This is a genomic window from Micromonospora coriariae (genome assembly GCF_900091455.1).
GTDB lineage: Bacteria > Actinomycetota > Actinomycetes > Mycobacteriales > Micromonosporaceae > Micromonospora > Micromonospora coriariae.
The window spans coordinates 4,985,942-5,000,475 of the sequence record NZ_LT607412.1 but is presented as its reverse complement, the minus strand read 5'-3'; the positions used below and the strand labels follow the sequence as shown (position 1 = coordinate 5,000,475).

The following is a 14,534-nucleotide window of genomic DNA, read 5'->3' as shown; positions in this document are numbered from 1 at the left end:
TCCCCGCGAGAGGAGAGCGGGGCCGGTCCGTCTGATCGCCGGCACCCGGCGGTGGCTCGGCACGCTTGGGCATGACCCGCTCAGGGCGAGAAGCCGCCGGCGCGGCGGCTACCGGCCGATGCCGGACCGCGCGCCCGCCGCCACGATCGCGTCCTTCTCGCCGCCGCTGAGCAGGCCGGCCTCGACCAGATCGCCGGTGACTGAGGCGACGTGTGCGACGAACGCGCCGTGGCTGGCCCAGTGCGCCTCATCGCGAATCAGGTCGTTGACCGTGCACCCACGCTCGGCGTACCGGTTCGGCACGCCGGACCCGCCGCCCGCGTGCACCTGGGCCCGCAGATCGGAGCGGGGGCAGTCGTCCGGCTCCGGCACGTACCGCAGCAGGTGCGAGCCGTACTGGACCGCCCCGTTGGCCGCCTTGACCCCGTTGCGGAACCAGAGGTTGCCCTCGCCGTCCTGGGTCACCCGGTAGGTCTGCGTGTCCCGGATGGTCCGCACAGCCTTCGACAGTGGATCGATCCTGTGCAGGTACCCGTCGAGCGCGGCGTAGACGTGCTCATCGGCGGCGCTGACGACGAGTTCGTCGGCCACCCCGGAGGAGCGGCCCGGCACGTCGAGGCGGTGCGTCACCGCGCCGGTCGCCGGGTCGAGGACGAACACCTCGCCGTCGGCGAGGCCCCAGATCATCCCATCCGGGCCGGCGACCAGCGAGGTGATCGAGTCGGCGCCGGGCACCGGGGTGTAGTCGGCGGTCTTCTCGCCGGTCGCCAGGTCGGCCGTGAACACCTTGGCCTCGGCGGCGCGCGGCACGGTGCCCCCGCCGCCACTGATCGTGGTGCCCGCCCACAGCTGGTCGCCGACCACGGCAAGGCTGATCACGCCCTGGTCGGCGACGATGTTCCGGCGGGTGGTACGTGCGCCGTTCGCCGTGTCGTAGACCGTCAGCGCGCCGCCCCACAGGCCGTAGTCGGGGGTGCTGCCGACGTAGATCCGGCTTCCCGACGAGGCGAAGGCGATCGGCCGGTTCTGCCCGTCGGGCTGGAGGCGGAACAGCTCGTGCGGGTTGGTGCCGAGCTGGTACGGCCGGGCCGGGTCGTAGACCAGCACCCCACCGTACGGGTACACGCCCTGGTACATCCTGCCCTCATGCCAGCCGAAGCCGTCGGCCTGCCCGAGCCGGCCCACGTTGATCGCCGTGCCCGTTCCCGGGTCGAGGACCGCGAGGTTCCCGTTGATGTAGAGGTTGGTCCAGATCCGGCCGTCCGGACCGGCGGTGATGGTGTTGATGTCCAGGGCCTGCGGCGGGAACGGCAGCTGGTACCGCTCGCTGGCGCCGGTCGCCGGGTCGTAGCGCAGCGCCTGCCCGGCGTAGTTGCCGATCACCGCGTACAGCTGGCCGTCGAGGAAGCCGAACCCGATGCCCGCGCCGTCACCGCGCACCGGCGCCCCGGTGGTGTCGCGCACCGGTCCGACGGTGTCGGTCGGCAGGTCGTAGCGCCAGAGTTCGGTGCCGGAGGTGAAGTAGACCGACCGGCCGTCGGGGGCGAGCGGTGAGGTGCCGCGCGAGCCCATGGTGAACCCGTCGGCCAGGACCGCGCCGGTGTCCGGGTCGAGCACCAGCCCTTGGAGCTTGTTGCGTTTGACGAAGAGCTTTCCGCCGACCAGGTTGATGTCGTACGGGTAGTTCGCGTCGCCGCGCAGCGCCTCCGGCCAGATGTCGCGCTTCTCCCCGGTGCCCAGGTCGAGGCGGATCAGGTGGCCGGCGGTGCCGACCGCCGCCCAGAGCACGTCGCGCGCGGGGTCCACCGCGACATCGACGACGTACTGCTCACCGGCGTACATCCGGCCGTGATCGCGGAAGCCCTCACCCGGGGCGTAGGAGAAGACGTGCGCGCCGGGATAGGTTCCGCCGTAAACCCGGCCGTGCGCGCCGGGCCGCAGGCCGTAGAGGACGGTCTGCCCGGCGACCGGGGCGCCCAGGTCCACGGTGGTCCGGGTCTGCGGGTCGTACGAGTAGAGATGGGCGTTGGGGTAGCTGCCGGCATACACAGTGCCGTCGGCCGTCTGGGTGATTCCCCAGGCACCGGAGGAGTCGGGCAGGTACGCGGTGTCCAGCAGCTCGCGGGTCACCGGGTCGGTCACGCTGAGCACCCCCGGTGATCCCATCTGGACCCCGTAGACGACCGGCCGGTTCTCGGCGCCGGTGCCGTAGTGGGCTTCGAAGACGGTGAGGGCGGTCTGCTGGACACCGAAGTCGGTGACGGTGCCGGGCGTCGCGCCAGTCGGAACCGCCGAGGCGGCAGCGGCGGCCGGGAACAGGGCGGCGGCGAGCGCCAGGACGGCGACGGGCACGAGGGTACGACGGAACGACGACACGGGCGACCTCCACGTTCGACGATGCCGGTACCCTATTACGGTGGCGTCCGGAATTCCAGAGCCGCCGATCGATCCATGCTATCGGTGGCGAACTTACGGGCGGAGCCTCGACACGATGCGCCCGACATGATGCGCTGTAACAGTTACAGCCCTGACCGAAATCCCGAGTCCTTGGAGGTCGTGTTGCGACGTACCGCGCTGACCGCGGCCCTTGCCCTCGCCGCCGCCGCGCTGGCGGTCCCGGCGGCAACCGCCCACGCCGAGCCGCCGGCCGCGGCGGCAACCGTCCACACCGGAGCACCGCCCGGCACCGTCACCGACCTCGGACCCGCGTCCGAGGTCACCTCCGTCAACGGCGCCGAGCTGATCGACGGCACGATCTACACGGCCACCGGTGGTGTGACGCCGATCGTGGTGGGCGCCTACGACCTGGCCGAGCAGCGGGTGAACCGGCGCTACGAACTGCCCACCGGCGCTGGCGCCTGGGCCACCGCGGCGGTCGGCACCGACCTGTACGTCGGCACCTATGACCCGGGGGACCTGTACCGGGTGGACACCACCGGCACCGCCGTCACCAAGGTCGCCGACGTCTCCCCCGACCAATTCATCTGGGCCCTGGCCACCGCGCCCGACGGCGTCCTCTACGGCGGCACCTATCCCAACGGCCGGGTCTTCTCCTACGACCCGGCCACCGGCGCCACCCGCGACTACGGCGTCGCCGTCCCCGGCGAGCAGTACGTGCGCAGCATCGCCGTCGACGCGACCACGATCTACGCCGGCGTCGGCGCGCACGCCCACTTGATCGCCATCGACCGGGCCACCGGCGCGAAGCGGGAGATCCTGCCACCGGAGTTCGCCGACCGTACCTTCGTCGGCACCCTCGCCCTGGAGGACGGTCTCCTCGCCGCCGCCCTCTCCCCCACCGGCACCATGCTGCTGATCGACACCGCGGACCCGTCGCGCTACGAGGTCGTGCAGACCCCGGACAGCTACATCACCGCGATCGCCATCGACCCCGGCCGCAACGACGTCTACGTGGGCACCCGGCCCTCAGGGACGCTGCGCCGGTACGACCGGGACACCGGGCAGCTCAGCACCCTGGCCGTGCCCTACGACGGCGCCTCCTTCGGCCGGCTATTCGTCACGGGCGACCAGCTGCGCGGCGTGGTCACCAACACCGTCGTCACCTACGACCTGTCCACCGGCGAGTTGACGGGCGTCGACCTCACCGAGGCCGGCATGCCGCCCGCACCGGAACTGGCCATGGCGATCGCCACCGACGGCCCCCGGGTGTACGTCTCCGGCAAGGCCGGTGTGCAGGTGCATGACCTGGTCGCCGGCACCTCCACCCGCCGGTTCCTGCCCGGCGAGGCCAAGGCGATGACCCCGGTCGCCGGTGAGATCTGGATGTCGGTCTACACGCTGGCGTACCTGTTCCGGATGGCACCCGACGGCGACCCGCGCCGGGTGACCACGATCGGCCACGAGCAGACTCGGCCGCTCGACGCGACCTGGTCCCCCGCCGACAAGCTGCTCGTCGTCGGCACCGAACCGGAGTACGGCCGCCACGGTGGCGCGGTCTCGTTCTACGACCCCCGGTCCGGCGCGCTGGACGTGCACCGCGACGTCATCCCGGACCAGTCGATCCGTTCGGTGGCGGTCAAGCACGGCACCGCGTTCCTCGGCAGCAGCATCAACGGTGGATTGGGCACCACGCCCCGGGCCACCGAGGCCCGGCTCGCCGGCTTCGACCTGGCCACCCGGACAAAGACCTGGGAGATCAGCCCGGTACCCGGCGCGAAGCAGATCGTCGAACTGGTCGCCGCCGGCGACCGGATCCTCGGCCTCACCGAGACCGGCGTGCTCTTCGCCGTCGACCAGCGGACCCGCCAAATGGTGGCCACCACCACTGTCACGTCCGGGCAGAACACTCTGGTGCAGGTCGGACCGGCGATCTACGGCACCAACGGGAGGGACGTCTGGAAGCTGGACCCGGCGACGATGACGGTCACCCCGTTCGTCACCGGCCTGAACGCCGAGTGGTACGGCGGCGGGGCGCTGCTCACCGCCGCCCCGGACGGCTCGGCGCTGTACGCCCTGCGCGGTCGCAACCTGGTCCGCATCCAGCTGTAGACCCCGCATTCCGGTGCGCAGGACGCGGGCCGGCGATCCCGAGGGGGGATCGCCGGCCCGTCTCCGTCTCTGCGCGGCCGAACGGGCGGCGGTCAGCCGGTCACGGTGACCCGGTACAGGTGCTCGCCGGCGCCGAGGAAGAGCCGGCCGTCCGGATGCACGGCGAGGAACTCCGCCGGCTGCTCCAGCAGCTGCCGCGTGGCGCCGGTGGCCAGGTCAACCTGTACCACCTGCTCGCCGCGGACCAGCGCGTACAGCAGGTGACGCGGTGCGTCGTAGCCGAGCTTGCCGCGGCTGTCGGCGACACCCGGGGCAAGCTGGAGGCGCTGGACGACCGAGCGGGTGGCCAGGTCGACGGCGAAGAGCTGGCCGCCGGCCAGGCCCCAGAGCAGCCCGGTGCGGTCCACCGCCAGCGCGGGGATCGCCGTCGCGCCCGGTACCGGCACGAACTCGAACGTCTTGGTGTCGCCGGCGACGTCCCAGCCGAACAGCATCGCCTCGTTCTGGGTGGGCGGGGGCACGCTGTACCCACCGGAGATGGAGGTGCCGCCTACGAGCAGGCCGTTGACGTGGCTGAGGCTGACGATCGACTGGTCGGTGACCACCGGCCGGTGCACGCGCGACGCGCCGCTGGCCTTGTCCACGATGGCCAGCACACCACCGAGGGTGGTGTTGGGCATGGTGCCGTACGCGACCTTGTCGCCGGCGTCGGTCAGCGCCCGGGCCCGCACCTGGTCGGCGGCCTTGAGGTCGAGCAGCTTAGCCGGGTTGTCGGCGCTGCCGGGCAGGCCGGGCGAGTACTCGGGGCTGTGCCACGGCGCGGCCGGGTCGTACCGGTACAGCCGGGAGTCCGGGTACGCCCCGAGCCAGATCCGGTCGCCGGTCTCCAGCACGCTCTCCACCTGGGCGAACCGCTGGAAGGTCGACACGCCCGTGTCCGGGTCCACCCGGGCCAGGCCGCCGTTGAGGTAGCCACCGAGCCAGACTGTGCCGGTCGGGCCGACGTGCAGCGCCGCGATGGGGATCGGCGCGCCGGGCACGTCGGTCGGCACCACGTCGGCCCGCCCGGTGAGCGGGTTCCAGCGGAACATGTCGCCGCGCCAGAGCAGCCCGACCAGCGTGCGACCCGGCCAATCCCGGTCGTGGAGGTTCACCCAGCCGATGCCCCGGTTGTTGACCACCCGGCCCGGGAAGACCAGCGGGGTGTCGGTGAACGTCCGCTTGCCGGGGTGGTAGCCGGTGAGCCGCCCGGCGCGGGTCAGGTAGACCAGGCCGCCGGGCCCGGGTGCGGAGACGTCCAGGCCGGCGACGTCGTCGATCAGGTCGGTCCACCGCCGCCGGGCGATGTCGTACACGCCGAGCCGGCCGGTGGTGGCCGAGCCGAACCGCGCGTACACGCGGCCGTCGTGGGCATTGAGGTCGTACACCGTCTGGCCGGTGCCGTCGCCGAGGCCGTCGGGCAGCGGGAGTTCGCGCTGCTCGCCGGTCAGCTTGTCGATCTCGAACAGGTGGGCGTCCGGCTGGGTGCCGGCGTAGATCGTGTCGGCGGTGACCGCGAGGCTGCGGACGTACTGGGCGCCGGGCAGCACCTGGCCGTAGTCGCGGGTCGTCCCGGTGGCCGGGTCGTGGGCGAAGACCCGCGCGCCGGGGAAGGTGCCGCCATAGACGATGCCCGCGTCGTCCACGGCGATCCGCCAGATGTACGTCTCGGACGGCAGTGGACGGCCGAGGTTCTCGATCGGGCTGTCCGGGCCGGGCTGGCGGCGATACAGGTCGCCGGTGTTGTACGCGCCGACGTAGACGGTGCCGTCGGGTGCGGCGGCCACCGCGTACGAGCCGGGGGCGCCGGTGAGGTCCTGGGCGGAGACGGTCCGCCCGGTCGCCGGGTCGATCGCGACCAGCCGGGCGGGCTCCCCGGACACCGCGGACCAGAGCACCGGCGTCCCGGTCGGGCCGGGGGCGACGGTGCCACCGATCAGCAGTACGTCGCGCAGGGGGATGCCGAAGGGGTCCACGGTCACCCCGGCGGCGGACTCCCCGGTCGTGACGCCGGCGGTCGCGGGGCCCGCGGTCCAGGCGACGGGCAGGGCCGGCACCGCGGTGAGGGCGACGGCGGAGCGGAGCAAGGTACGGCGGTTCGTCATGGGACGCCTGCCTCTCTTCCAGCGGCCACCGGGGAGCCGGCGGCCGAGCCGTGACGGTCAGATACCGGAATCTCGATGAGGCCTGGGATAAGCGATCCATCCCGGGCGTCGGTGAGCTGTTGCTGGTGCTACTCCTCGCGACCCATATCGGGCGGGGCCGCAATGACCCTAGGCCGCGTTCTTCGCCGGCGTCAACGCCTCGCGGTCACCTGCCGGCGGCTGTGGCCCCGGTGGGTGTCACCCTCATTTCATCACCGAATTCCTCTTCGACCATGTCCCGGCGGCAGGCAGCCGTACTAGACTCTCCGCAATTCCGGTCCCGGCCGAAAGGCAGTGCCCATGGTCGCCCGTCGTCATCTCCTGCAGGCCGCCGCGCTCACCGGCGGAGCGGCACTGCTCCCGTCAGCCACTGCCCACGCCCAGGCCGCCGCCGAACCCGAGGGCACCGTCACCGATCTCGGCCCGGCCAGCGTCACCACCCCGCTGGGGAACGGCGAGATCGTCGGTTCGGTGCTCTACGCCGGTACCCGCGGCCTCTCGCCCAACCTCGTGGGCGGCTACGACCTCACCACCGACGCCGTCACCTCCCACACCGACATCCCCAGCGGAATCGGCGTGTGGGCGATGTGCCGGGTGGGCACCGACGTCTACGTCGGCACCCACAGCCGCTCCGACCTTTACCGGCTCGACACTCTGACGGGTGCCCTCGACAGGGTGGGCGCCTACCCGTACCACTTCATCTGGAACCTCGCCTCGGCACCGGACGGCAAGGTCTACCTCGCGATCTCCGAGCCCGGCCGGGTCGTCGAGTACGACCCGGCGACAGGAGAGAGCCGCGACCTGGGCGTGACGGTCGACGGTGAGGCGTACGTGCGCAGCATCGCCGCGGACGAGACCACCGTCTACGCGGGCGTCGGCGCGCACGCCCACCTGATAGCGATCGACCGGGCGACCGGAGCCAAGCGCGACATCCTTCCCGCCGCGCTCGCGGGCCGGGACTTCGTGGCGAGCCTGACGCTGTCCGACACCCACCTGGCCGCCGGCATCTCCTCCAACGGCGAGGTGCTCGTGCTCAACAAGGCCGACCCGGCCGATCACCGGGTGCTGGCCACTGGTGAGAAGTACGTGACGTCGGTGCTCATCCACGACCGCTACGTCTACTTCGCCGGACGGCCGTCAGGGATGCTCTACCGCTGCGCGACCGACGGCGGGGCCGTCGAGACGCTAGGCGTGGCTCAGCCCGAAGCCGCCACCCACCGGCTCCTCGTCCGCGACGGCCTCGTCTACGGCGTGCAGGACGGCGCGATCGTCGTCGTCGACCCCGCCGACCGTTCGCTGCGCTACGTCAACCTCGTGCAGCGTGGCTTCCGGGCCGCGCCCGAGGAGCCCATGTCGGTGCACAGCGACGGGAGGCGAGTCTACGTCGGCGGTAAAGGCGGCGCGGATATCCACGACCTCGCCACCGGCACGCGTACCCGCGTGGGCATACCAGGCGAACCCAAGACCGCGCTGACCGTCCGCGATGCCACGTACCTCGGCGTGTACACCCAGGCCCTGCTCTACCGCCACCGCGCGGGCGAGCCCGAGGCCACCCTGCTCGCCGGGACCGGCAACCAGCAGGACCGCCCGCGGGACCTGGCGTACGACGAGGCGACCGGGCTGATCGCCATGACCACGCAGCCGGAGCCGGGACACCTCAACGGGACGCTTGCGCTCTACGCCCCGCGGACCGGCCGGTTCGACACCTACCGGCCCGTCGTCGAACGGCAGAGCCTCTACGCCGTAACCTGCCGCGCCGGCGTCGCCTACCTCGGCACGAACATCCAGGAAGGGCTCGGCCTGCCGCCGGTCACCACCACCGCCCGGCTCGCCGCCTTCGACCTGCGCAGCCGCCGGTTGTGCTGGCAGGTCGAACCGATGCCCGGGGCGAAGGTCATCCCCGGCCTCGCGCACACCGCACTCGCCGTCTACGGCATCACCGACAGCGGGGTGCTCTTCGAGTACGACCTGCTACGACGTCAGGTCACCCGAACCACGAAGGTCGGCGCGCGCGGTGCGGACCTGCACATCGTCCGCCGGGTCGCCTACACCACCGACGGCAACGCCGTCCACAAGATCGACCTGGTGACATTCACGGTCACCACAATCGTCGACGGACTGACCGGAGAATGGTTCGGCGCCGAACCCAAACTCGCCCTGGACCCGTCCCGGCGCGCCCTGTTCGGCCTCAAGGAACGCAACCTGGTCCGCATCACGATCGCCGGCCACTGACAAAGGGTGACCGCCCGCAACCCGCCAGTGCCGGCCGGACTCCCACGGGCTGCGGATAGGGGCCCGACTTCGAGACATCTCTTATGGAAGAGGAGCAGGCGCATGACGCATCTCAACCGACGTAACGTGATCCAACTAACGGCACTGTCCGCGCTGGGCGGCAGCGTGCTCGGCGAACTGCCGGCCGCAGCCGACGGACTACGTCGGCCGGGGCAGTTCGGCCCGGCGTCGCTGAGCGCGGCCATCGTCGGCATGGCCGTGGACGGCACCACCGGGTACTTCGTCACCCGGGGGCAGACGCCGCCGAAGGTGGTCACATACGACATCGTGTCCCGCACCGTGACCGACGTGGTCTCCCTCGAGCGGGGCGACGGCGGGTGGGCCTGCACCGTCTCCGGCGGCAAGGTCTACATCGGAACGTACTCGTTCGGCGACATTGTCGAGTACGACCCGGCGACCAGGGTGGCCCGGCGACTCGGCACCATCGGCCCGTCGGGCACGATCGTGTTCGCCGCCACCACCGCGCCGGATGGCGTGGTCTACTTCGGCACCTATCCCCGTGGTGAGGTGTGGTCCCTGCAGCCGGCGACCGGAACGCTGACCAACCTCGGGCGCGCCTTCCCCGGATCCCAGTACGCCCGCCTGCTCGCCGCGGACGAGACCTACGTCTACGCGGGCACGATCCCCGCCCACATCGTCCGGATCGACCGCAGCACCGGGGCGAAGGTCGACATCATGCCCGTCGGCACTGCGCTCGATTCGGGTCTAGGCGCACTGGCCGCGGGTAGCGACCGCGTCTACGCCGCATCCTCCTTCGGGGTCCACGACATCGCCCGCGACGGCTCCGGCTACGTCGAGGTGCCCGCCGACGAGGAGTACCTGGTCGACTCCCTGACCGTCACGGGCGACGGTGGGCTGCTCGCCCTCGGACGGCTGACCGGATCGATTCTCCGCCGGGAGGGCGACCGGTTGGCCAGAATCGCCCAGGGCCCGGAAGGGGACGAGGGACGCGGCGTGGCGCTGCTCCCCGACGGCACCGTCTTCGCCGCCAACGGCAGCGGCCGGGTGTCCATCCTCGCGCCCGGCCGGAACACGGTGGAGCAGGACGATCTGACCAACGACGCGCGGGCCGCCGGACCCGAACTTCTCCAGTCGATGTGCGCAGCGCCGGACGGCTCGGTGTATGTGGGCGGGCACTTCGCAATCACCGTGCACGAGCCCGCTCGTGGCATCAGCCGCCGGTATCCCGTCGCCGGTGAGGCCAAGGACATCGCCGCTTGGCGGAACCGGATGATCAGCGCCCTGTACCCGAGCGGGGAGGTCATCGACCTGGACCCACGGACCGGTCGGGTGCGCAGCTTCGGCAGGATCGACAACAATCAGCAGCGGCCCTGGGACGTGGTGCACCACAAGCCGTCGGGCCTCGTCCTGATCGCGTCGGCCCCGCGTTACGGCAGCCTGCAGGGCGCCCTCACGCTCCTGGACCCAGCGACCGGGAAGATGGAGGTACGCCTCGATATCCTGCCGAACCAGGCGCTGAACGCCATCGCGTTGGACGGGGATATGGCCTACATCGCCGGGGACACCTGGGGCGGCAACGGTATCCCGCCCACCGAGCCGACCGCCCAGGTGGCGGTGTTCGACATCAGCCGGCGCGAGGTGGTCGACCGGTTTGCGCCGCTGCCCGACCAGCCCAGCATGCAACACGTCGAGGTGCTCAACGGGGTGCTCTACGCGCTCTACAAGCGCACGAGCGGCAGCTGGCTCGCGTACGACCTCGCCACCCGCACCGTTCTGCGGTCCGGCAAGCTCAGCGGCTACGGGGAGATCGTCGCCCACCGCGGCCGCATCTACGCCGGGGCGAACTTCGGCGACAACATCTACCTGCTTGGCCCCGGGCTGGAGTCGGCGGTGCGGCTGCACACCGGCATCGGCACCAACTGGTACACGGTTCCTCGGATCGAGCCTGTCCTCGGGGCTCGCAAGGCATGGGCGGCAGTAGATCGGAACCTCGCCCTGATCGAACTGCCCTCCTGATGGGCCGCGGAGGGTGTCGCTCTGTTGCGTTGAGCGTAGGCAAGATCGCGGAAAACTTGAGCAGCCCACTCGTGATCTTCGGGGATCTCGGTCCTCCATGAGCACCTCGCGCAGCCGGGCGGCGAACGCCGTCGGGGTCCTGCACGCAGTTGATGTGACCGCCGGGGAACATCGTCGGCGCGACACCTAGCGCGTCGGCCAGTGCCCGAGAGCTGCGGTCGCAGAGCTCACCGCAAGCCCTCGCGAAAGCGGGTACATGAGAGCAGTTCGTGGACCCGCCGCCGCAGCAGCCTGCCCCGACCCCGTTCGTCTAGACGGTAAGTCCGAAGTTTGGTCAGTGGTCGTGGGCGATTAGTGAGCCCCCCTCCCGACCGGCGGCGGTCGGGAGGGGGCCTGCGATCGGTTTAGGCAACCGGTTCGGGCGCGTCCACGCCGGCCTCCCTACGCGGCGCGGGGACGAGCCGGGCGTCGCCCTCGTCGGCGTGGTAGTCGTCGGTGGTGGTGCCGTCGGCGCCGTCGGCCACCTTCGTGGCCCGCAGGATCAGCGTGCCGAGCACCGCCACCAACAGGTTGACCAGTACGGCCACGATGCCTACGTAGATTGTCTTGGTGGTGTCGAAGCCGAACTCCGACAGCGGGAACGCCGAGCCACCGAAGTGCTTCCGGGTGGGGCTGGCCACCTGGTAGAGCATCCACATGCCCAGACTCATCCCGGCGACCCAGCCGGCGATCAGCGCGCCCCGGTGGAACCAGCGGGTGTAGAGGCCCAGCGCCACCGCGGGCAACGTCTGCAGGATGATCACGCCGCCGATCAGTTGCAGGTCGATGGAGAACTGCGGGTCGAGGAAGACGATGCAGGCGACGGCGCCGACCTTCACCACCAGCGAGGTGATCTTCGAGACGTTCGCCTCCTGCGCTGGGGTGGCGTCGCGCCGCAGGTATTCCTTGTAGATGTTGCGGGTGAACAGGTTCGCCGCCACGATCGACATGATCGCCGCGGGGACGAGGGCGCCGATCCCGATTGCGGCGAACGCGATGCCGGCGAACCAGCTCGGGAACTGCTGGTCGAACAGGAGCGGCACGACGGTGTTGTTGTCGACCGAGCCCTCCTTGGCCCCCGGCAACGGGGTCACCCCGGCCGCGATCGCCATGTAGCCGAGCAGCGCGATCAGCCCCAGGAGCAGGGTGTACGCCGGCAGCGCCGACATGTTGCGCTTGATTACGTTGCGGTTCTTGCTGGCCAGCACGCCGGTTAGGCTGTGCGGGTAGAGGAACAGCGCGAGGGCCGAGCCCAGCGCCAGGGTGATGTACTGCCACTGGTTGTTGGCGTTGAGCAGGATCCCGTCGCCGGCGTTCTGGCTGGTGTCGAACTTGGCGTCCGCCGCGTCGAAGATCTCCCCCCAACCCCCCAGCTTGTACGGCAGATAGATGATCGCCACCAGGATCACGATGTAGATCAGGATGTCCTTGATGAAGGCGATCAGCGCCGGCGCCCGCAGGCCGGACTTGTAGGTGTACGCAGCGAGGATCGCGAGCGCGATGATGATCGGCAGGTGCCGGGCGATGGTGCTTTCGCCGGTCACCCCCATCGTCTTGAGCACCGCTTCGATGCCGACCAGTTGCAGCGCGATGTACGGCATGGTGGCGACGATGCCGGTGATCGCCACCAGCAGGGCCAGCGTTGGCGAGCCGAATCGGGTCCGGACGAGATCCGCCGGAGTGACGAAGCCGTGCCGGTGCGAAACCGACCAGAGCCGCACCAGCACCAGGAAGACCAGTGGATAGACGATGATCGTGTAGGGCACAGCGAAGAACCCGGCCGCGCCCGCGCCGAACATCAGCGCCGGCACCGCCACGAAGGTGTACGCGGTGTAGAGGTCACCGCCGACCAGGAACCAGGTGATCCAGCCGCCGAAGCTGCGCCCGCCCAGCCCCCACTCGTCGAGGTGGGCCATGTCCTTGGGTGCACGCCACCTGGCCGCCACGAATCCCATGGCACTGACCAGCAGGAACAGCAAGCAGAAGATGATGATCTCTGTGAGATGGTCGCGCCACATCAGCGCTCACCCCGCTTCTTCGTCATCTGGTAGACCACCGTCGTGGTGGAGACGCCGATGATGATGAAGGCGAGTTGCAGCCAGTAGAAGGTCGGAAACCCGAACAGCCGCGGTCCGTTCCGAGTTGAGCACGGGCGTGGTCAACGGCACCACGATCGGGACGAACAACAGCCAGTTCCACGGGCTGCTGTCCTTGGCTCTAGCTCTCGGCTTCGCCCCCACATTCTGCTCCTGTTCGTCGATGCGGGGGTAATCGGTGCGATGCGCGCGATGGTCGGGGGCGGGCCGCGCGGTGGCCGGACTCAGTGCGGACCCGCCCGCCTGGCACGCCGATGGGCCAGGTAGGCGCAGGCCAAGCACGCTGCCGTCAAGGGGACCCACGCGAGCTGGTACCAGTGGAAGAACGGCACGCCGAAGAGTCGCGGTTCGGCGCGGGCGAACACCGGTGTGGCTACCGCGCCCAGCATGGGCAGTGTCTGACGACCGGCGCAAGGCTCAGGACACGGCAACTTCTCCATCCTGAAAGTCTCACCGGCGGCGGGCGCGAGGTCGTCGGCGCCGGCGACTATCTCCGCTACGCAAATCTGCGTAGCGAAGTGTCACCGGGGCTGCTGGCGGCGCAATCGCCCAGCCGCCGGCTCCGGCTGGGCCCCGCACTAGAGAGTTGCAGGTACCAATGCGCAGCATGCGGGAGTCGGACACACCGGCGAGGTAGACGGTTGACGGCCGCCCTCGACGGCCAGGACGCGAACGCGTTCTGTGGCCACCAGCCCGCTGCTCGCGACGGGGCGGCCACGACAGCAGTCAGTGGTCGAGCCGCCGGTCAGCCGACGTCGGACGAGGCGGTGCAGGCATCGAGGGCCGGTGCGACAACGGCGAACGCCCCATCGGTCAGCTCGGCTAGGCGGTGCTCGTCGTCGCCGACCTGCCACTGCTGCAACACCGTGTCGAAGGCCAGCATGGCCATACCGGCGGCCATCCGTGGAAAGGGATCGGCGTCCGGGTCGAGGCCGTGCCTGGTGGCCAGTTCGGTGGTCAGACCGGCGCGCCATTGGATCTGGTACTCCAGCGCCCGGGCGTGCAGGGCCGGCGTGTCCAGGATCAGACGCACGACGACCCTGGCTCGTTCGGTGTGGTCAGGGTGGTCGGTGCAGGCGGCGAAGGGCACCCACAGGGCGTGGCGCAAGGCCACCGACGGTGGCTCCGCGGGTGGCCGGGCGACCAGTTCGGCCACGACGTCCGCGCACAGGTCGGCCAGGAACCGGACGACCACGTCCTCCTTGGAGGCGAAGTAGCGGAAAAACGTACGCCGCGACATGCCGGCCGCGGCCACGATGTCATCGACGGTGACCACGTCGAACCCCCGGGTGGCGAGCAGCATCAGGGCCGCGTCGCGCAGCTCGTCGGCGACCAGCTGCCGCTTGCGTTCGGCCATGCTGCCGCCCGCGTGCATCCTCATTCAGCGATGCTACGTCACGCCGGTCCCCGCATTCAATGCACCCATTGACACTCAGTG

The 14,534-nt window shown here is 70.6% G+C and carries 8 protein-coding genes and 1 pseudogene; 3 read left to right on the top strand and 6 right to left on the bottom strand.

The window, feature by feature from the left end:
- Nucleotides 1-108: 108 nt before the first annotated feature.
- Nucleotides 109-2,376, bottom strand: coding sequence for an NHL repeat-containing protein (locus GA0070607_RS23255; RefSeq protein ID WP_089020071.1), 2,268 nt, complete (start codon nt 2,374-2,376; stop codon nt 109-111).
- 180 nt (nt 2,377-2,556) lie between these two features.
- Between GA0070607_RS23255 and GA0070607_RS23250 the strand changes: the two genes are divergently transcribed.
- Nucleotides 2,557-4,509 (top strand): NHL repeat-containing protein, encoded by a 1,953-nt coding sequence (locus tag GA0070607_RS23250; RefSeq protein ID WP_172899086.1) that lies wholly within the window; start codon nt 2,557-2,559, stop codon nt 4,507-4,509.
- A 92-nt stretch (nt 4,510-4,601) separates the two neighbouring features.
- Here the strand turns inward: GA0070607_RS23250 and GA0070607_RS23245 are convergent, their stop codons facing one another.
- Entirely contained in the window at nt 4,602-6,653 is a 2,052-nt protein-coding gene (locus tag GA0070607_RS23245; RefSeq protein ID WP_089020069.1) for a ligand-binding sensor domain-containing protein, read from the bottom strand.
- Between the two features lie 339 nt (nt 6,654-6,992).
- Between GA0070607_RS23245 and GA0070607_RS23240 the strand changes: the two genes are divergently transcribed.
- Both GA0070607_RS23240 and GA0070607_RS23235 read left to right on the top strand, forming a co-directional pair.
- Entirely contained in the window at nt 6,993-8,924 is a 1,932-nt protein-coding gene (locus tag GA0070607_RS23240; RefSeq protein WP_089020068.1) for an NHL repeat-containing protein, read from the top strand.
- A gap of 102 nt (nt 8,925-9,026) precedes the next feature.
- Nucleotides 9,027-10,961, top strand: a complete 1,935-nt coding sequence (locus GA0070607_RS23235) for an NHL repeat-containing protein (protein WP_089020067.1) — start codon at nt 9,027-9,029, stop codon at nt 10,959-10,961.
- 404 nt (nt 10,962-11,365) lie between these two features.
- Here the strand turns inward: GA0070607_RS23235 and mctP are convergent, their stop codons facing one another.
- The 4 genes and pseudogenes from mctP to GA0070607_RS23215 form a co-directional block, all read right to left on the bottom strand.
- Nucleotides 11,366-13,018 (bottom strand): monocarboxylate uptake permease MctP, encoded by a 1,653-nt coding sequence (gene mctP, locus GA0070607_RS23230; protein WP_089020066.1) that lies wholly within the window; start codon nt 13,016-13,018, stop codon nt 11,366-11,368.
- Nucleotides 13,018-13,261 (bottom strand): annotated as a pseudogene (locus GA0070607_RS23225) (DUF3311 domain-containing protein). The gene mctP and the pseudogene GA0070607_RS23225 overlap by 1 nt, the downstream one beginning before the upstream one ends.
- 59 nt (nt 13,262-13,320) lie before the next feature.
- Nucleotides 13,321-13,485: a DUF3311 domain-containing protein gene (locus GA0070607_RS34185; RefSeq protein ID WP_089020065.1), complete on the bottom strand. Its 165-nt coding sequence runs from the start codon at nt 13,483-13,485 to the stop codon at nt 13,321-13,323.
- A 356-nt stretch (nt 13,486-13,841) separates the two neighbouring features.
- Nucleotides 13,842-14,477: an acyl-CoA-like ligand-binding transcription factor gene (locus GA0070607_RS23215; RefSeq protein WP_231930187.1), complete on the bottom strand. Its 636-nt coding sequence runs from the start codon at nt 14,475-14,477 to the stop codon at nt 13,842-13,844.
- Nucleotides 14,478-14,534: the final 57 nt, after the last annotated feature.

Excerpts from the sequence above, each read along its gene's own strand:
- GA0070607_RS23245 (WP_089020069.1), bottom strand. The coding sequence starts at position 6,653 with ATGACGAACCGCCGTACCTTGCTCCGCTCCGCCGTCGCCCTCACCGCG.
- GA0070607_RS23240 (WP_089020068.1), top strand. The coding sequence starts at position 6,993 with ATGGTCGCCCGTCGTCATCTCCTGCAGGCCGCCGCGCTCACCGGCGGA.
- GA0070607_RS23235 (WP_089020067.1), top strand. The coding sequence starts at position 9,027 with ATGACGCATCTCAACCGACGTAACGTGATCCAACTAACGGCACTGTCC.
- mctP (WP_089020066.1), bottom strand. The coding sequence starts at position 13,018 with ATGTGGCGCGACCATCTCACAGAGATCATCATCTTCTGCTTGCTGTTC.
- GA0070607_RS34185 (WP_089020065.1), bottom strand. The coding sequence starts at position 13,485 with ATGCTGGGCGCGGTAGCCACACCGGTGTTCGCCCGCGCCGAACCGCGA.
- GA0070607_RS23215 (WP_231930187.1), bottom strand. The coding sequence starts at position 14,477 with ATGAGGATGCACGCGGGCGGCAGCATGGCCGAACGCAAGCGGCAGCTG.